Origin of the sequence: Marixanthomonas sp. SCSIO 43207, from assembly GCF_019904255.1 — a bacterium.
In the GTDB taxonomy this organism is placed as follows: Bacteria; Bacteroidota; Bacteroidia; order Flavobacteriales; family Flavobacteriaceae; genus Marixanthomonas.
In genome coordinates, this window is the sequence record NZ_CP063203.1 from 1,134,822 (window position 1) to 1,151,645 (window position 16,824).

Below are 16,824 nucleotides of genomic sequence, written 5' to 3' on the forward strand. Positions count from 1 at the left end.
TTTTTATTTACGTGATGTTACATCATTCGGTTTTATAATCAATTAACTTTTGTGGTCCTTCCAATAAAATTCTCACCACTTTTAATGTGCCGTCTTCGGTGGTAGAAATTTGCCATTTGATAAGTGATATTTCTCCGTTTTCAATCTCTAAGCCGGTTATACTGCGAGGATGTACACAACTACCGTCATTAAAATAAGCAATGTCACCCGGTTCGGGAAACCGTGGCCGATGAGTATGTCCTGTAATGGTAAAAATGTTTTTATTGTCAATAATCCATTTTTTGGTTCGGCGTTCAACCTTTATGAGTTCTTTATAGTTACGTGCAGGACTAGTAGGGTCACCAATGCCAAAAACTTGTAATGGTCTCCATAATGCTCTAACCAAAAACCTGTTAAACTTCCAGCCGTGATAATTCATCCAATCGGCTTGATGACCGTGAAACATAAATATTTCTTGTTGGGTGTTTTCGTGTTTTAGAACAAGTCCTTCTTTAAAGGTGATTTCAGGGAAAAGCGGATCATCTTTTCCAGTGACTTTATTAAAGTAGCTAAACAAGTTTTTTTCTACATACCGCTCATTTTTATAAACCATGTCGTGGTTGCCTAATAATCTATATAATCGATTTTCGGCATAATATTTCCGAAGTAATTCAAAAACGTGTTGGTGTGCTTCAAATATTGTTTGAAAAGCGCTATTCTCCCATAACTCGTCTCCATCGCCAAGCTCACAGTATGTAAAACCTTGTTTATAGTAATAATCTAAAGCGTGAAAGTAAATATTGCGGTTATTGGCAAATTCATCTGCAAAACTGTTGTCTCCGCGATGACAGTCACTAAAAATGATAAATTTTGAATGGTCATTAAAAGAGATACGCTGCGCTGTGGTATAAGCATTCGTAATTCTTTTTTGGGAGGACATTTGCTAATTCTTTTTTTTAAAGATACAATATGCCTTTGTTGCTAAGCAAGTTTATCACTTAAAATTTCTGTAAGTACTCCTTCCCACAATTGTTCTCTAGCTTGTAATGATTTTACAATAGTGCGCTCTACTTCGCGCCATTTTTTACCATCGTTGCCACACAGGTTTTTTACCATTTGCAAAGCCATAGGCCCATGTTCATCTTCATCAAGTTCTATGTGGCGGTCAAAGTAGTATTTAAATTCGGTTAAATCTTCTTTGGGAAAGTTTTGTTGAATTTTTTCTATAATTTCAGAAAACATTTCAGGTATCAAATCTTCTCTGCCAAATGTAAATGCTGCTGCTGTATTATGGGGTTTGTTCTCTTCAATTACTGAAAATGTATGCTTCAAAAACTGTTGCACTGCTTTGGGTAATGATGATTTTTCAATAGCATCAAAAACCGAATGGTTTTCTAAATTTTTAAGAAATGAACGAATAGGCTTTGTATTAGCATTGGCTTTTTTCATGGCGTCCAGGTACATTTCAAAATGACTTTGACGCTTGCCTTTTAAATTTATATCTGTTTCTTCGGCTAACACAATTTCATTGATTAAATAACGTGTTTCAGGATCACCCTTTGGTACCCAAGGAACAGAAGTGCTTGTTAGGTTATTTTGCAATGATTTAAGCAATGACATAAAATCCCAAACTGCAAAAACGTGGTACTCCATAAAAGTTTGAAGATGCTGAGGGGTTTTTATTTCACTGTATAAGGGATGTTGTAAAAGCGTATCGCGATAAGGTTTTATTCTTTTATTGATTTGGGTAATCATGTGATGTCTTTTTTCAACAAAATTAAAAAGGCGCCACAATTCTGTAGCGCCTTTATCAAAACTTTAATAGCTAGTTTTTACTTAAAAGCATTTTCACCAGTTATGTCCAATCCAGTAATTAATAAATGTATATCGTGTGTTCCTTCGTAAGTTATAACACTTTCTAAGTTCATCATGTGGCGCATGATACTATATTCTCCGGTAATTCCCATTCCGCCTAATATTTGTCTGGCTTCACGAGCTATATTAATTGCCATTTCTACATTATTACGCTTTGCCATAGATATTTGTGCCGAAGTTGCTTTCCCTTCATTTTTTAATTGGCCTAATCTAAGTGCTAATAACTGAGCTTTTGTGATTTCGGTAATCATCTCTGCCAGTTTTTTCTGTTGTAATTGAAAAGCTGCAATTGGTTTGCCAAATTGTACACGTTCTTTTGCATAACGCAAAGCAGTGTCATAACAATCCATTGCTGCTCCAATAGCTCCCCAAGAAATTCCGTAGCGAGCCGAATCTAAACAACCTAATGGAGCGCCTAAACCACTTTTGTTTGGTAATAAGTTTTCCTTCGGAACTTTTACGTTTTGAAAAATCAACTCTCCCGTAGCACTTGCTCTCAAAGACCATTTGTTATGCGTTTCTGGAGTGCTAAAACCTTCCATACCGCGCTCTACAATTAAACCGTGAATACGACCTTCTTCATTTTTTGCCCAAACAACAGCTACATCACAAAAAGGTGAATTTGAGATCCACAATTTGGCTCCGTTCAATAAATAATGATCACCTTTATCTTTAAAGTTTGTAACCATTCCGCCAGGATTACTTCCATGATCCGGTTCGGTTAGTCCAAAAGATCCCATCCACTCGCCGGTAGCAAGTTTTGGTAAATATTTTTTTCGTTGCTCTTCTGTTCCATATTTCCATATAGGATACATTACCAAAGATGATTGTACTGAAGCAGTAGAACGTACGCCACTATCACCACGCTCAATCTCTTGCATGATAAGACCGTAGCTTATTTGGTCTAGTCCTGCACCTCCATATTCTTCGGGAATATAAGGTCCAAAAGCGCCTATTTCGGCAAGACCTGGAATAATTGATTTTGGAAATTCTGCGTTTTGCGCTGCTTCTTCAATAATTGGCGAAACATCACGCTTTACCCAATCCCTTGCAGAATCGCGAATAAGTTTATGTTCTTCGGTTAATAAATCGTCAATATTGTAATAATCAGGAGCTTCAAAAAGATCTGGTTTCATGGTTTTATTTTTTATAGGAATACAAATGTAGAAATCACCGCTTTAACCTCCTACATTTTAAGGTAAAAATCGCGCACTAAGTTTTGATACGCCATTGTATACTGGTGACGACTTGTTTCAATGGTAAGTTTTTCAAGGCTAGGGTTGTTTTTTTGAAATGAAAACTCAATCAAACTACGCTTTTCTTCTGAATTTTCAGTGCCTCGTACCCTACATATACGATTGGGAAAAAGCTTAGCGTTCTTAGCCATTTCAATAAAGGCTGTTTCTTCTTTCTTCGGAATTATAGTTGAAAAAAAACCTCTTTCTGAAAGTAATACAGAAACAGAATGTATTAAATGTTCAAAGGGTAACGCTTCGGTAAATCGAGCTGTGTCTCTTGATATATTTCCTGAGGTGTAGTCTTCAGAATAAAACGGCGGATTTGAAACTATTAAGTCATAAGGAGTTTCATTAGCCATTTCTTCGGTAAATTCATCGAGTGAAGCGTGATAACAAAATAAGCGATCACCCCAAGGAGAGGCTTCAAAGTTTTCTACACATTGTTCATATGCGTTTTCATCAATTTCTATTGCATCAATAAGCTCTGCAGTGCTACGTTGAGCCATTTGCAAAGCGATGATTCCTGTTCCCGCTCCTATATCAAGTATTGAAGAAGGATTGCTGTGTAAGCTTGTCCAAGCGCCTAGTAAAACGCCATCTGTGCCAATTTTCATTTCGCAGCGATCTTGCTGTACAGTAAATTGTTTAAAATGAAAAGGCTTGTTCATATTAAAGGTATAATTCAATCAACCCTTCTGGTGCCGTAATAAGTATGTCTTTTTTGTCACGATCTACTTTGTTGATTAAATCGTCGTTGATAGGAATAAGAACTTGCTTATTGTTATGTTCAATTTCGAAGAGGGCTTGAGGTGTGTTGTCATTTACACCAGTGATGGTTCCTACCAAGCCAAAGCTTGAATCGGTTACCGTAAAGCCGATAACTTCATGAAAATAAAATTTATTTCCACTTAGTTTGGGTAGCATATTTAATGGCAAATACAATTCTGAGCCTAAAAGATTATCTGCTTCTGTTTCATTAGTTATGCTCTCAAACTGTATGCGCAGCAAACTAGATTTATGTAAAGAAAGTGATTCAATAAAAAATGGAATCAAATTTTTGTTGTAATCAACAAAAACCGATTCCATTTCCAGAAAATCTTCGGGATTGTCAGTATCTAATTTTACCAACAACTCTCCCTTAAAGCTGTATTTTTTAACGATCTTGCCTAAGTAGAAACAAGCTGACTTTTGCATCGTTAGGCTACGCTTATTCTTCTTCTTTTGCAGCTTCTTCAGCAGCTTTTGCTTCAGCTTCAGCTTCTGCTTTGGCTTCTTCTTCGGCAGCTTTTGCCTCAGCCATACGTGCATCACTAATTGCTTTTTCAGCGGCTAATGCTTCAGCTTTAGCTTTTTCATCAGCTTCAGAAAGCTTTGAGCGTTTGTTTTCAACTTTCTCAGCTTTTTCCTCAAGCCAAGCATTGAATTTTTTTTCAGCTTCTTCTTCGGTTAACGCACCTTTACGAACACCACCTGCAAGGTGATTTTTAAGCAATGCACCTTTGTATGAAAGGATAGCTCTTGCTGTGTCGGTAGGTTGAGCACCGTTTTGAAGCCAGGTTACAGCGCCGTCAAGGTCAAGCTCGATGTGAGCTGGATTCACATTAGGATTGTAAACACCTATTTTTTCTAAGTATTTACCATCTCTTTTTGCACGGCTGTCTGCAGCCACGATCCAGTAATAAGGTTTTCCCTTTTTACCGTGTCTTTGTAATCTGATTTTTACAGGCATAGTAATTAATTTTTGGGGTTCCCGACCCCGGTTATAATTTTGAGTTTGCAAAGATACAGTATTTTTTCTTTGAAAGTCAACTAAATATGGCTTTTTATTGCCTTTTAAAACATCGTTTGTACGAAGGATTAATTTTATGTCTTTTGTAAAAAAAAAATTAGCTTCTGTAGGTTTTAACCTCAATAAAATCAATGGTTAAACTCTGTTAAAATGTTTTAAGCTTTGGTTAAACAGCCCTTCTAAAACTCTTAAACCTGGTATATTTATGTTGCTATAAAAGAAAAATTAATTAAAAAAATTGACTATGTACACAGAAGAAATGACAAAAAAGATTAATGATTTACTTGAAAAAAATTATGACGCAGAAAAAGGTTATAAGAAAGCTGCCGAAATAGTTGATAATAACAAACTCAAACAGTTTTTTGAAGAACAAGCACAAAATAGATATGATTTTGGTCATACCTTAAAAGATGAAATTAAAAATATAGGTAGTACTCCTGATAAAGGAGGAAGTACCACAGGAGATTTACACAGAGCTTGGATGGATATAAAAAGCACTTTTACTTCACAAGATGAAGAGGCAATTTTAAAAGAAGTTCAAAAAGGTGAAGAAGCAGCTGTAGAAGAATATACAAATGTAATAAATGATACTACGTTGCCACCAACTACCAAAACAATACTAGAGCAGCAGCGCAATAACGTTCAATCTGCATTACAAAATGCAAAAAATTTTGAAGTAGTTTTATCTTAATACGTTGCTATGAGAAAGAAGAAAGGCCGGTTATTTTTCCGGTCTTTTTTTTTGTGCATACGTTAATAACTTATGGCAACTTCTTCACCTAAAAACCGGCTGTTTTTTTATTTTTACTTTTTCAGAAAGTAAACTGAAAAACTCCCTTTTTTCCGAAATAACACCGACGCGCATGTACCTTATTTTTGACACCGAAACTACCGGCTTACCAAAACGCTGGGACGCCCCAGTAACCGATACAGATAACTGGCCAAGATGTATTCAAATAGCTTGGCAGCTGCACGATGAAATGGGTAACGTTATTGAGCATCAAGATTATTTGGTGCAACCCGATGGGTTTACCATTCCTTTTGATGCTGAAAAAATACACGGTATCTCTACAGAATTAGCACAAAAAGAAGGAGTTTCTCTAGCTGAAGTAGCCGAAAAATTTGCCAAAGCGTTATCTAAAACAAAATTTGTTGTTGGTCAAAATGTTGGTTTCGACTTAAATATTATGGGAGCCGAGTTTCACCGTTTAGAAATGCACAATCCACTGCCACAGTTACCGGTGTTGGATACCTGTACCGAAACCACGGCTCAACTATGTCAAATTCCTGGTGGACGAGGCGGTAAATTTAAATTACCTACGTTAACCGAGTTACACGAATTTTTGTTCAACGAGCCATTTGCTGAAGCACACAACGCAACAGCCGATGTAGAAGCAACTACGCGTTGTTTTCTAGAACTTGTAAGAAGAAATATTTATACCGCTAAAGAGCTCGATGTTCAACCGGATTATTTCGAAAAATTTTCAGAAGAGAACCCAAAAGAGATTGAATTAATTGGCCTTAAACATATCAATCTTAAAAAAGCTTCAGAAAAAATAAGAAAAGAAATTGAGGCTCAAACTCAAACCGAAACTATTTCTTCTGAAGAGATTAAAGAAAACATTGCGACACTTGAAGAAACGGCATTTTCCCACCTTCATAATCATTCGCAGTTTTCTATTTTACAATCTACCTCGTCTACACAAGATCTAGTGCAAGCAGCAATTGAAAACGAAATGCCCGCAGTTGCTCTTACCGATACCGGTAATATGATGGGTGCTTTTCATTTTACAAAAGCCGTAAATGCCTATAATTCAGGTCTTTCAGAAGAAGAAAAACATAAAGAGTTAAAAGCAATTGTAGGTTGTGAGTTTTTTGTTTGTGAAGACCATCTTAACAAAAACCATAAAGATAATGGATATCAAGTTGTGTTGCTTGCAAAAAATAAAAAAGGGTATCACAATCTTGCCAAAATGGCTTCCATTGCTTACACAGATGGTTTTTATTATGTGCCTAGGATTGATAAAAATGTTATAAAAAAATACAAAGAAAATATTATAGCCCTTACCGGAAGTTTATACGGTGAAGTTCCGGGGAAAATATTAAATGTAGGTGAACATCAAGCTGAGGAAGCGCTAATCTGGTGGAAAGAACAATTTGGTGAAGACCTATATGTTGAAATCATGCGTCATAATCAAGAAGATGAAAAACGTGTAAATACTGTCCTTGTAGAGCTTGCTAAAAAACACGAAGTAAAACTAGTAGCATGTAATAACACCTATTATATTCATAAAGAAGATGCGAATGCTCACGATATTTTGTTATGTGTAAAAGATGGTGAAAAACAAGCAACCCCTATAGGTCGTGGTCGTGGATACCGTTATGGATTACCCAATGATCAATATTATTTTAAATCACAAGAGGAGATGAAAAGCCTCTTTAAAGATTTACCTGAAGCGATTAGCAACATTTCAGAAGTGGTAAATAAAATTGAATCATATACATTGGCTAGGGATGTATTGCTCCCAAAATTTAGCATTCCCGAAACATTTCAAGATCCTAGAGATGCTGAAGATGGCGGAAATAGAGGTGAAAACGCTTACCTAAAGCATTTAACTTTCAAAGGTGCAGAAAAACGCTACGAAGAGATTACACCCGAAATTGAAGAACGCCTCAATTTTGAGTTGAGCGTTATTGAAAACACAGGGTATCCGGGTTACTTTTTAATTACCGAAGATTTTATTCGCGAAGCTAGAAATATGGGAGTCTCTGTTGGTCCCGGTCGTGGTTCGGCAGCAGGAAGTGCCGTGGCATATTGTTTAGGAATTACCAACATAGATCCAATAAAATATGACTTACTTTTTGAGCGGTTTTTAAATCCTGACCGTGTAAGTATGCCAGATATTGATATTGATTTTGATGATGAAGGTCGAAGCAAAGTAATGGATTATGTTATTGAAAAATATGGAGCCAATCAAGTAGCTCAAATCATCACCTACGGAACCATGGCTGCAAAATCATCTATTCGAGATACTGCTCGCGTGCTTGATTTGCCTCTTAATGATGCAGATAGGATTGCGAAGTTAATTCCGAATATGACCAAATTGAATAAAATTTTTGGCTTATCAGAGCAGGAATTGCGTAGTAAATTTAGAAGTGATGAGCTACCTAAGGTTAATGAGTTGTTGAATCTTTCAGAAGGAGAAGATTTAGAAGCCGAAACCATTAATCAAGCAAAAATATTAGAAGGTTCGGTTAGAAATACCGGTATTCACGCTTGTGGAGTGATTATTACACCAGATGATATTACCAATTTTGTACCTGTTTCTGTAGCAAAAGATTCAGATTTATATGTGACGCAATTTGACAACTCTGTTGTAGAAAGTGCCGGTTTGTTGAAGATGGATTTCTTAGGGCTAAAAACGTTGACACTTATCAAAGATACGGTCAAAATTGTAAAACATAAACACAATATTGATCTTGATCCGGATAGTTTTCCGCTAGATGATGAAGAAACCTATAAACTATTCCAGCGTGGTGAAACTGTTGGAATATTTCAGTATGAATCTGCAGGGATGCAGAAATATATGAAAGAGCTGAAACCAACTGTCTTTGCAGATTTAATTGCAATGAACGCTTTGTATCGTCCAGGACCTTTGGAGTATATTCCCAGTTTTATTAGAAGAAAAAATGGAGAAGAAGATATAGAATATGATCTTCCGGCAATGGAAGAATACCTACAAGAAACCTACGGAATTACCGTCTACCAAGAGCAGGTAATGTTGTTGTCACAAAAGCTAGCAGATTTCAGTAAAGGTGATGCCGATGTGCTACGAAAAGCTATGGGTAAAAAGCAAAAAGCGGTGCTAGATAAAATGAAACCACGCTTTATTGACAACGCTTCAAAAAAAGGTCATGATCCTGAAAAGTTAGAAAAAATTTGGAAAGATTGGGAAGCATTTGCGAGTTACGCTTTTAACAAGTCACACTCTACTTGCTACGCGTGGATTGCCTATCAAACAGCTTATTTAAAAGCTCATTATCCTGCAGAATATATGGCTGCGGTACTTTCAAATAATATGAATGATATTAAGCAAGTTACCTTTTTTATGGAAGAATGTAAACGAATGGGCTTAACAGTCTTGGGTCCAGATGTAAATGAATCATTCTATAAATTTACGGTAAATGATCAAGGCGCTATTCGTTTTGGGATGGGAGCTGTAAAAGGTGTTGGTGGTAATGCCGTTGCGACTATCGTTGAAAACCGAAAAGATGGAAATTATAAATCCATTTTTGATTTGGCAAAGCGTATTGACTTAAGAGCTGCAAATAAAAAGGCATTTGAAAGTTTAGCACTAGCAGGTGGTTTTGATAGTTTTGATACACATCGTGCTCAATATTTGCATGATGAAGGTGACGGAGTTATGTTTGTTGAAAAGGTATTAAAATATGCTTCAAAATTTCAAGAAACGCAAAACTCTTCACAAGTAAGCTTGTTTGGAGAAGCCAGTGATGTGCAAATTCCCGAACCGGAAGTTCCGCCATGTGAAGAGTGGGGAACCATGAAAAAACTAAAACTAGAAAAAGATGTAGTTGGAGTTTATATTTCTGGTCATCCGCTGGATGATTTTAAATTGGAAATTAAATATTTTACCAATTGTAAAGTTTCAGATTTTAATAACCTTGAAAAATTTGTCAATAGAGAGTTAAGTTTTGGAGGTGTAATAAGTGACGTTCAGCATAGAGAATCAAAGTCAGGACGCGGATGGGCTATTTTTACAGTAGAAGACTATGACGATAGTTATGAGTTTAAAATTTTTGGTGAAGAGTACTTAAAGTTTAGGCATTTTCTAGTACCAAATTCATTCATTCACGCACGCGTTTATATAAAAGAAGGATGGACTAACCGTGATACAGGTAAAAAAGGAGACCCTAGAATTCAATACTCAACCATGTTACAATTGCACGATGTCATGGAGAAACACTCAAAAAAATTAACTATTAGAATGCCTGTTCAAGATCTAGAAAATGACCGTATAGATCGTTTAAAAGATTTGTTTACCATTCATAAAGGTGAAAAGCAATTACATTTTTTGATTTATGAAATGACAGATAAGGTAAAACTGAATATGCCTAGTAGAACAAAAAAGATAGAAATAAATAAAGAGCTTTTAAACGAGTTACAAGCAGAACAGATAAACTTTAAACTCAATTAAACTATCAGAAAAAACAATAAACCTATTACTTAAAGTAATGTTAGGGTTGTAAGGTTTAGCCCAAAAAATGACTATTTTTGTGTAACTATAAAAAAATAAATTATGGCTTTAGAAATAACAGATGCAACGTTTGACGAAACCGTATTAAAAAGTGATAAACCGGTTTTAGTTGATTTTTGGGCAGCGTGGTGTGGACCATGTAGAATGGTAGGACCAATCATCGATGAAATAAGTAAGGATTACGACGGGAAAGCTGTTGTAGGAAAAGTAGATGTAGATGCAAACCAAGAATTTGCTGCAAAATATGGTGTTAGAAATATTCCTACCGTATTGGTATTCCATAAAGGAGAACTAGTAGGCAGACAAGTAGGTGTTGCACCTAAGAATGTATACGAAGAAGCTATTGATCAGCTTTTGTAAAAAATTGAATTGAAAAAGAAAAATTAAGTTGAAAAGGCTCAGCAATTTGCTGAGCCTTTTTTTATTTTTAGTAAGTTTGAAAGAATAAATAAATTGAATCATGGGAAACGAAAAAGTTTATAAAGTACAAGATAAAATTGACAACCAACTCTTAAATGAGCGTAAAGTATTTCTTTGGGGCCAGGTAGATGATAAAAGTGCACGTCACGTGGTAGACCGCCTTTTATATTTAGATTCACTAAGCAACGATGAAATTAAATTTTACATAAACAGTCCAGGTGGGTATGTGACTTCCGGTTTTTCAATGTATGACACCATAAAACAAATTAAAAGTCCTGTATCAACCATTTGTACCGGTCTAGCTGCTTCAATGGGGAGTATCTTACTTTCTGCCGGAGAAAAAGGCAAACGCTATATACAACCTCATGCTAGAGTTATGATACATCAGCCAAGTGGAGGGACACGCGGTCCTGCCAGTGATATTGAAATTACAGCTCAAGAAATTTTAAAAACCAAAGAGTTAAGTGCACAAATTTTAGCCGATAATTGTGGTCAAAGCTTTGAAAAGGTAATGAAAGATTTTAACCGTGATCACTGGATGGATGCTGAAGAAAGTGTCTCTTACGGAATTGTAGATGCGATTATAAAATAACCAGAATAATTTTTTCTGAAATAAAAATCAATGAACCTTGAGAAGGAAATAAACGAAATAACAGGTTTTAAAAACCTAGAATTGTTGGCTACCCAAATAGTAGAGGGGTTTATATCTGGGTTGCACAAGAGTCCTTTTCATGGGTTTTCGGCAGAATTTGCTGAACATAAAATTTATAATAGAGGTGAAAGCACCAAGCATATTGACTGGAAGCTTTATGCTAAAACCGATAAACTCTACACCAAGCGCTACGAAGAAGAAACCAATCTGCGCTGTCATATAATTATTGATAATAGCAGCTCGATGCATTATCCTGCAAAAAAACACTTTGGGATTAATTCATTAAATAAAATAGGATTTTCGGCTTTAGCTTCAGCAGCAATTATGAATTTGCTAAAAAGACAACGAGATGCCGTAGGAATGAGCATATATAGTGATACGTATGAGTTTTATGCTAATGAAAAAGGAAGCGAGCGACATCACCAAATGTTATTGGGAACCTTGAATGAAGTGGTACAGAAGCCTGTTGAAAAGAAGACTACAAAAACTTATGACCACTTACATCTCATAGCTGAAAAATTAAAAAGACGATCATTGGTATTCTTATTTACAGATATGTTTCAGAGCGATGCTGAAGAAGAAGCGCTTTTTGAAGCACTTCAGCATTTGAAATATAATAAACATGAAGTGATTTTATTTCATACATATGATAAAGAAAAAGAACTAAACTTTAGTTTTTCAAACCGTCCCAAACGTTTTGTAGATGTGGAAACAGGCGAGCATATCAACTTGTATGCAGACAACATTAAAACGTCCTACGAAGCAGCTGTAAAAGAATATTTCTCTGCGTTAAAATTAAAATGCGGACAGTATAGAATTAAATATGTAGCAGCAGATATTAACGAGCATTTTAATAAAATTTTGACTACGTATCTAGTAGAGCGTCAAAAGTTTGGCAGCTAGAGTAAAAATTTTTGATAAAAATGTTTGTGAAAATGAAAATGCGTGGTATATTTGCCACCGCTAAGATAGCAACGGTCTGGTAGTTCAGTTGGTTAGAATACCTGCCTGTCACGCAGGGGGTCGCGAGTTCGAGTCTCGTCCAGACCGCAATTAAAATGTTGTGTTGTCCGTCATACTAGACGGAAGTGGTTTAGAAATAGACCAATGAAGAGCTTTTCCTGTTTGGAAGGGCTTTTTTTGTTTTAGGTAAAATAAATATAGACTTACTATCTTCGAAAGGTACTTAGCTAGCTTTAAGATTTAAAGTAGATTTAACTACTTATAGGCTACAGTTTCCATCAAGTAAATCTTGAATAGAAGGGTTATGTGCATTAGTTGATACTGTATAGTAATCAAATGGAAGGTTAATTATTAATTGTTCTTGAAGACTACAAAAATTTTCTAAACCAACATTATTATTAATTTTAAAAGCCCTTTCAACACTTGAAAGGTTTTCTAGCCCTGATAAACTTGTTAAAGCTGGATTGTTGATTATGGCAAAATTTTTTGCTGTAGATAAGTTTTGTAAAGCTTGTAGCGAGGTTAAATTTTCATTGTCATTAATTACTAGTTGTAGACCAATCTCAGTTACATTATTAAGTCCTGTTAAGTTTGTAATAGAGCTGTTGTTAATTTCTAAGTTTCTATTAACTCTTGAAATACTTTCTAGTCCAGACAAGCTATTTAAAGAAGGATTATATGCAATTGATATACCTGATACAGTTGAAGATGTTATTAATGAATTATTTAATGTACTTAAAACAGGGTTATTAGTAATATATATAGACGAACCTTCAATATTTATATTTTTAAGACCACTTAAATTAAGTAATGAAGCGTTATTTTTTATGATTATACCAGTGTAAATATTTTTTAAGTTTCCTAGTCCAGATAAATTAGACAATGCTTCATTGTTATCTATAACCAGTTTCCCTCCAATGGTATTAAAGTTTGAAAGGCCTGTGAAACTGGTTAAGCTTCTATTGTCTTCTATAAATATTCCTAAAGTAATATTTGTTAGACCTCCTAAGCCTGTGAAGTCAACCAGTGAATCATTACCTTTTATGGTAAGATGACCATTGATAGTTGATAAATTGTCAATACCAGAGAGGTTTTTAAGCGAATTGTTTCTCAAAATAGAAAAACCTCCTCCTTTTTCTATTCTAGTAACGCCTTCTAGACCAATTAAATTTTGTAATGAGGGATTGTTTAGCAGATAGATATATTCAATGTATGATAAACGCTGCAAACCGTTTAAATTGATTAAACCTTCATTATTAGCAATTGTTATTATTCGCGACTTGGAGAGGTTATTTAGCCCGTTTAAATTTGATAATTGATGGCAATTATTAATAGTTAAAGACCTAACAGATGATATGTTTTCAAGTCCAGATAAAGATTCTAAATACGGGGCATTTATTTCAAGCTCTCTAGTAATTTCTTTTAATGACTCTAAGGGCTGAAGTGTAACAATTTTATTTGCATTTTCAATATCATTAATAGTTAAGCTTCCTTGAATTTTTGTATAATTGTTGGTGCCAAACTCCATTACCTCTTCAGGAGACTGTAAGACAATATTTCCTTCAAATTCATTTCCTGAGTCCTCTTTTGAACAAGAAACGGTGATAACCAGAATGATCGTTAAAAGTATTGAGGCAAAAGGTTTCATAATGATGTTTTGTTTAAATATAATATAATTTACTAACTATTATTAGTGTTTAGATAATAAAGTGATTGTTTATACAATTGTTGAACACTAATTTATTAATAAAAAAAAGCCTCTTAACGGTACCGTTGAGAGGCTTTCTAATTTATAAAAATTTAAAAACTAATTGTCAGTATCGGTTTTTACCTTCATTTTGGTTTCACCGTCTTCTTCTTTAATTTTTACTTCTTTGTTTTCGGTTTCCATTTTTATTTTGGTCTCATCGCCGTCAACTTTTTTCTTTACTTCTGCACCTGCATCTTCCATTTCTTCTACCATTTCTTCTGCTTCGGTTTTGTTTTGTTCTCTACACGAAGTTAATGGTGCTAAAAATAATGCAGCTAAGGCAATCATTGCTATTTTTTTCATAATTATTGATTTTTAGTTGTTTGTAAATTTGGATTAAGATTACATATCATCAGTACCACCTGTACCGGTGTTTTCTTGTACTTCATCAACGCCTTCTTCAATAGCGTCTCCAGTTTCTTCAACCGCTTCTTCAATATCACCTTCTGTATCATCCATAGTATCTTCAACATCATCTGCGACGTCTTCAACGTCATCAGCTTTTTTATTGGTGTCTCTACACGATACAAAGGTTGTGCTAAAAGCAACTACAAGTGCTAAGCTTAAAATTAATTTTTTCATGGTTATAGGTTTTGTTGTTAGGTTTTACAATTTATTGACCGTCGTCATTACCAATTTTGTCAATCTCTTCATTAATTTCTTCATTAACTTCCTTATCAACTTCTTTGGCGGTTCTTTCTAATATGCCTTCGGCTTCTTCTGCTGTTTCTTCAGTTTCTACTTCTACTTCACGAACAACCTCTTTGGTTTCCGTTTTGGTCTCTCTACAAGAGGTAGTTGAGAAACCTACTAAAGCCATTGCGGCTATTACAAATACTTTTTTCATAATTGGTTTGTGTTAAATTATTAAACAAATCTATGTATTTTAACAGTTGGGGTATTGTAAAGTTTTATTAAAATTTTAAAAGTACTAGACTGAAATAAGTAGTTTTAAAAGAAAAAATGGATTTTAAAACGATGTATCAATTTCTTCGGAAACTTCAAAAAAACAATTCAAAAGAATGGATGGACGAACATAGAAGCGAGTATCATTCAATAAGAGATAATTACATTGAATGGTTGAATGAAATGGATATTCAGCTAGCTGCAATTGATCCAGATTATACTCCTACACCAGGAAAAAAAGCTATAAACCGAATAAATAATAATTTAATGTTTCATCCCAATAAGCCCATCTACAAAGATCATTTTGGTGCCGGTCTTGATCAAGAAAGCAAACAAGGCGATTTTTATATCCATTTAGGAGTTAATGAATCGTTTATTGGCGGTGGCTATTGGCATCCTTCTTCCAAGTTATTAAAAAGTATACGTGCTGCTATTGATTATAATGGAGAAGATCTTAAACAGATTGTAAATAAAAAGAGTTTTAAAAATAGGTTTGGTGACATGATTGTCGATAATCCCCTTAAAACAGCACCGAAGGGCTATTCACAAAATCATGAACATATAGATCTTTTAAGGAGAAGATCTTTTGCAGTTTCCTGTCCTTTGACTGAAAAAGAGGTGATTGCCTCAAACTTTAAAGAATATGTTGTCACTATATATAAAGAGATGTTGCCCTTTAGACGGTACTTAAATCAAGCCGTCACGGTTTAATCGCTCTATGTATGACATCGTTGTAGCCGTTGCGCCGGTGTTGCTATTCACAAAATGTCCGGCTATCATACCGGTTTTTTCTCTGAAAGCTTTGTTTGAAACCAATTTATCAAGTATTTGAACACACTCTATTTCATCACTTACAGAAAATAAGCCCGCCAACTGCTGCAACCGTTTTGCCTCGGGGAAGCCGTCAAAATTTTTCCCAATTACTATAGGAACTCCAAAAGTTGCCGGTTCTAGAATGTTGTGCAGCCCGGTTTTGCCCATAGCACCGCCCACATAAGCAATATCTGCATAATTATAAATTTTGGTAAGTAAACCTATCGTATCAATTATAAATACTTGATACAAGGTCAAATCCTTACCTTCCTTTTCTGAATATACTACCGAGTCTTGATTTATTTTTTTTCTGAAATTAGCAATCTTTGTACTATCAATATTATGCGGAGCGATAACAAATTTTACGTGTTTAGGTGCTTCATTTATATATTTCAGTAGGGTGCTCTCGTCTTCTGGCCAGGTACTTCCGCAAACAATACAGATAGAGTTTTCTTTAAATTCTGAAATAAAACTCAATGTATTATCCAGCTCAATTTGGTGCGAAACCCTATCAAATCGTGTGTCGCCACTTACGCTTACATTATGAATGCCAATAGAGTTAAGTAGCTGTTCTGAAGTACTATCTTGAACAAAGATGTGATTGAAGTTTTGCAATGCCTTTCGCATAAAACCACCGTGACTCTTAAAAAATACTTGTTCTTTCCTAAATAAACCTGAAATTAATAGCGTAGGAATATTTTTGTTTTTTAGCTCAAATAAATAATTGGGCCAAAATTCATACTTTACAAATAGTACGAGTGAAGGGTGTATGGCTTCAACAAATTTTTGAGCATTGGGTTTTGTGTCTAATGGCAAATATACTACAAGGTGCGCTAGCTCTGTGTTTTTCTTTATTTCATAACCCGAAGGTGAAAAAAAGGAAATTACTATTTTATGCTTCGGAAAAAGCTTTTTTGTAGCTTCAATAATAGGAACACCTTGTTCAAATTCGCCTAAAGAAGCGCAATGAAACCAGATGGTTTTATCTTCAGAAGTGATTGTATTTTTCAATTTTTTAATCACGCCTTTTCTACCTGAAATGAATAACTTCATCTTGGAGCTAAAAAATTGAGCAACCCATAAAAAAAGGTAACTAATTCGGGTTAAAAAACTATAAATGATTCGCATAAAAGTAAACTACAGTGCTAAAATACAGTATTATA

17 protein-coding genes and 1 tRNA gene are annotated in these 16,824 nt (G+C 34.9%); 7 read left to right on the forward strand and 11 right to left on the reverse strand.

Going from position 1 to position 16,824, the window contains the following annotated elements; genetic code table 11:
* Positions 1 to 22: 22 nt before the first annotated feature.
* From INR76_RS05270 to INR76_RS05295, 6 genes are all read right to left on the reverse strand, one after another.
* Positions 23 to 919: a metallophosphoesterase gene (locus INR76_RS05270; protein WP_223109612.1), complete on the reverse strand. Its 897-nt coding sequence runs from the start codon at positions 917 to 919 to the stop codon at positions 23 to 25.
* Between the two features lie 41 nt (positions 920 to 960).
* Positions 961 to 1,734, reverse strand: coding sequence for a DUF3050 domain-containing protein (locus INR76_RS05275; protein ID WP_223109613.1), 774 nt, complete (start codon positions 1,732 to 1,734; stop codon positions 961 to 963).
* Positions 1,735 to 1,811: 77 nt separating this feature from the next.
* Positions 1,812 to 2,990 carry an acyl-CoA dehydrogenase family protein gene (locus INR76_RS05280; RefSeq protein ID WP_223109614.1) on the reverse strand — a complete coding sequence of 393 codons (1,179 nt, stop codon included), beginning with the start codon at positions 2,988 to 2,990 and terminating at the stop codon, positions 1,812 to 1,814.
* A 50-nt stretch (positions 2,991 to 3,040) separates the two neighbouring features.
* Complete coding sequence (locus tag INR76_RS05285; protein WP_223109615.1) at positions 3,041 to 3,760, reverse strand: tRNA1(Val) (adenine(37)-N6)-methyltransferase; 720 nt, start codon at positions 3,758 to 3,760, stop codon at positions 3,041 to 3,043.
* 1 nt (position 3,761) lies between these two features.
* Positions 3,762 to 4,286, reverse strand: a complete 525-nt coding sequence (gene rimM, locus INR76_RS05290; protein WP_223109616.1) for a ribosome maturation factor RimM — start codon at positions 4,284 to 4,286, stop codon at positions 3,762 to 3,764.
* Positions 4,287 to 4,299: 13 nt separating this feature from the next.
* Positions 4,300 to 4,821: a 30S ribosomal protein S16 gene (locus tag INR76_RS05295; protein ID WP_223109617.1), complete on the reverse strand. Its 522-nt coding sequence runs from the start codon at positions 4,819 to 4,821 to the stop codon at positions 4,300 to 4,302.
* Positions 4,822 to 5,125: 304 nt separating this feature from the next.
* Between INR76_RS05295 and INR76_RS05300 the strand changes: the two genes are divergently transcribed.
* The 6 genes from INR76_RS05300 (at position 5,126) to INR76_RS05325 (ending at position 12,279) form a co-directional block, all read left to right on the forward strand.
* A complete protein-coding gene (locus INR76_RS05300) occupies positions 5,126 to 5,572 on the forward strand; it encodes a PA2169 family four-helix-bundle protein (RefSeq protein WP_223109618.1) in 447 nt (148 codons plus the stop codon).
* 172 nt (positions 5,573 to 5,744) lie between these two features.
* Positions 5,745 to 10,097, forward strand: coding sequence for a DNA polymerase III subunit alpha (dnaE, locus tag INR76_RS05305; RefSeq protein ID WP_223109619.1), 4,353 nt, complete (start codon positions 5,745 to 5,747; stop codon positions 10,095 to 10,097).
* Positions 10,098 to 10,199: 102 nt separating this feature from the next.
* A complete protein-coding gene (gene trxA, locus INR76_RS05310; RefSeq protein WP_223109620.1) occupies positions 10,200 to 10,517 on the forward strand; it encodes a thioredoxin in 318 nt (105 codons plus the stop codon).
* Positions 10,518 to 10,617: 100 nt separating this feature from the next.
* Complete coding sequence (locus INR76_RS05315) at positions 10,618 to 11,169, forward strand: ClpP family protease (protein WP_223109621.1); 552 nt, start codon at positions 10,618 to 10,620, stop codon at positions 11,167 to 11,169.
* Positions 11,170 to 11,199: 30 nt separating this feature from the next.
* Complete coding sequence (locus INR76_RS05320; RefSeq protein WP_223109622.1) at positions 11,200 to 12,132, forward strand: DUF58 domain-containing protein; 933 nt, start codon at positions 11,200 to 11,202, stop codon at positions 12,130 to 12,132.
* 73 nt (positions 12,133 to 12,205) lie between these two features.
* A tRNA-Asp gene (locus INR76_RS05325) sits at positions 12,206 to 12,279 on the forward strand.
* Positions 12,280 to 12,451: 172 nt separating this feature from the next.
* On the opposite strand, the gene INR76_RS05330 is transcribed toward INR76_RS05325, so the two are convergent.
* The 4 genes from INR76_RS05330 to INR76_RS05345 form a co-directional block, all read right to left on the reverse strand.
* Positions 12,452 to 13,840, reverse strand: a complete 1,389-nt coding sequence (locus INR76_RS05330) for a hypothetical protein (RefSeq protein ID WP_223109623.1) — start codon at positions 13,838 to 13,840, stop codon at positions 12,452 to 12,454.
* A 159-nt stretch (positions 13,841 to 13,999) separates the two neighbouring features.
* Complete coding sequence (locus tag INR76_RS05335) at positions 14,000 to 14,245, reverse strand: hypothetical protein (protein WP_223109624.1); 246 nt, start codon at positions 14,243 to 14,245, stop codon at positions 14,000 to 14,002.
* Between the two features lie 39 nt (positions 14,246 to 14,284).
* Positions 14,285 to 14,524 carry a hypothetical protein gene (locus INR76_RS05340; protein ID WP_223109625.1) on the reverse strand — a complete coding sequence of 80 codons (240 nt, stop codon included), beginning with the start codon at positions 14,522 to 14,524 and terminating at the stop codon, positions 14,285 to 14,287.
* A 31-nt stretch (positions 14,525 to 14,555) separates the two neighbouring features.
* On the reverse strand, positions 14,556 to 14,789 hold the full coding sequence (locus INR76_RS05345) for a hypothetical protein (RefSeq protein WP_223109626.1): 234 nt from the start codon (positions 14,787 to 14,789) through the stop codon (positions 14,556 to 14,558).
* Between the two features lie 116 nt (positions 14,790 to 14,905).
* On the opposite strand from INR76_RS05345, the gene INR76_RS05350 reads away from it, so the two are divergent.
* Positions 14,906 to 15,559, forward strand: coding sequence for a DUF2461 domain-containing protein (locus INR76_RS05350; protein ID WP_223109627.1), 654 nt, complete (start codon positions 14,906 to 14,908; stop codon positions 15,557 to 15,559).
* Here the strand turns inward: INR76_RS05350 and INR76_RS05355 are convergent.
* A complete protein-coding gene (locus tag INR76_RS05355) occupies positions 15,536 to 16,672 on the reverse strand; it encodes a 3-deoxy-D-manno-octulosonic acid transferase (protein ID WP_370632430.1) in 1,137 nt (378 codons plus the stop codon). The two genes, INR76_RS05350 and INR76_RS05355, sit on opposite strands and share 24 nt — an antisense overlap.
* Positions 16,673 to 16,824: the final 152 nt, after the last annotated feature.

Bases quoted from the DNA above. Each gene is read 5' to 3' on its own strand.
- INR76_RS05280 (WP_223109614.1), bottom strand. From the start codon at position 2,990: ATGAAACCAGATCTTTTTGAAGCTCCTGATTATTACAATATTGACGAT.
- INR76_RS05315 (WP_223109621.1), top strand. From the start codon at position 10,618: ATGGGAAACGAAAAAGTTTATAAAGTACAAGATAAAATTGACAACCAA.
- trxA (WP_223109620.1), top strand. From the start codon at position 10,200: ATGGCTTTAGAAATAACAGATGCAACGTTTGACGAAACCGTATTAAAA.
- INR76_RS05300 (WP_223109618.1), top strand. From the start codon at position 5,126: ATGTACACAGAAGAAATGACAAAAAAGATTAATGATTTACTTGAAAAA.
- INR76_RS05270 (WP_223109612.1), bottom strand. From the start codon at position 919: ATGTCCTCCCAAAAAAGAATTACGAATGCTTATACCACAGCGCAGCGT.
- INR76_RS05320 (WP_223109622.1), top strand. From the start codon at position 11,200: ATGAACCTTGAGAAGGAAATAAACGAAATAACAGGTTTTAAAAACCTA.
- INR76_RS05275 (WP_223109613.1), bottom strand. From the start codon at position 1,734: ATGATTACCCAAATCAATAAAAGAATAAAACCTTATCGCGATACGCTT.
- INR76_RS05335 (WP_223109624.1), bottom strand. From the start codon at position 14,245: ATGAAAAAAATAGCAATGATTGCCTTAGCTGCATTATTTTTAGCACCA.
- INR76_RS05340 (WP_223109625.1), bottom strand. From the start codon at position 14,524: ATGAAAAAATTAATTTTAAGCTTAGCACTTGTAGTTGCTTTTAGCACA.
- dnaE (WP_223109619.1), top strand. From the start codon at position 5,745: ATGTACCTTATTTTTGACACCGAAACTACCGGCTTACCAAAACGCTGG.
- INR76_RS05285 (WP_223109615.1), bottom strand. From the start codon at position 3,760: ATGAACAAGCCTTTTCATTTTAAACAATTTACTGTACAGCAAGATCGC.
- INR76_RS05330 (WP_223109623.1), bottom strand. From the start codon at position 13,840: ATGAAACCTTTTGCCTCAATACTTTTAACGATCATTCTGGTTATCACC.
- INR76_RS05295 (WP_223109617.1), bottom strand. From the start codon at position 4,821: ATGCCTGTAAAAATCAGATTACAAAGACACGGTAAAAAGGGAAAACCT.
- rimM (WP_223109616.1), bottom strand. From the start codon at position 4,286: ATGCAAAAGTCAGCTTGTTTCTACTTAGGCAAGATCGTTAAAAAATAC.
- INR76_RS05350 (WP_223109627.1), top strand. From the start codon at position 14,906: ATGGATTTTAAAACGATGTATCAATTTCTTCGGAAACTTCAAAAAAAC.
- INR76_RS05345 (WP_223109626.1), bottom strand. From the start codon at position 14,789: ATGAAAAAAGTATTTGTAATAGCCGCAATGGCTTTAGTAGGTTTCTCA.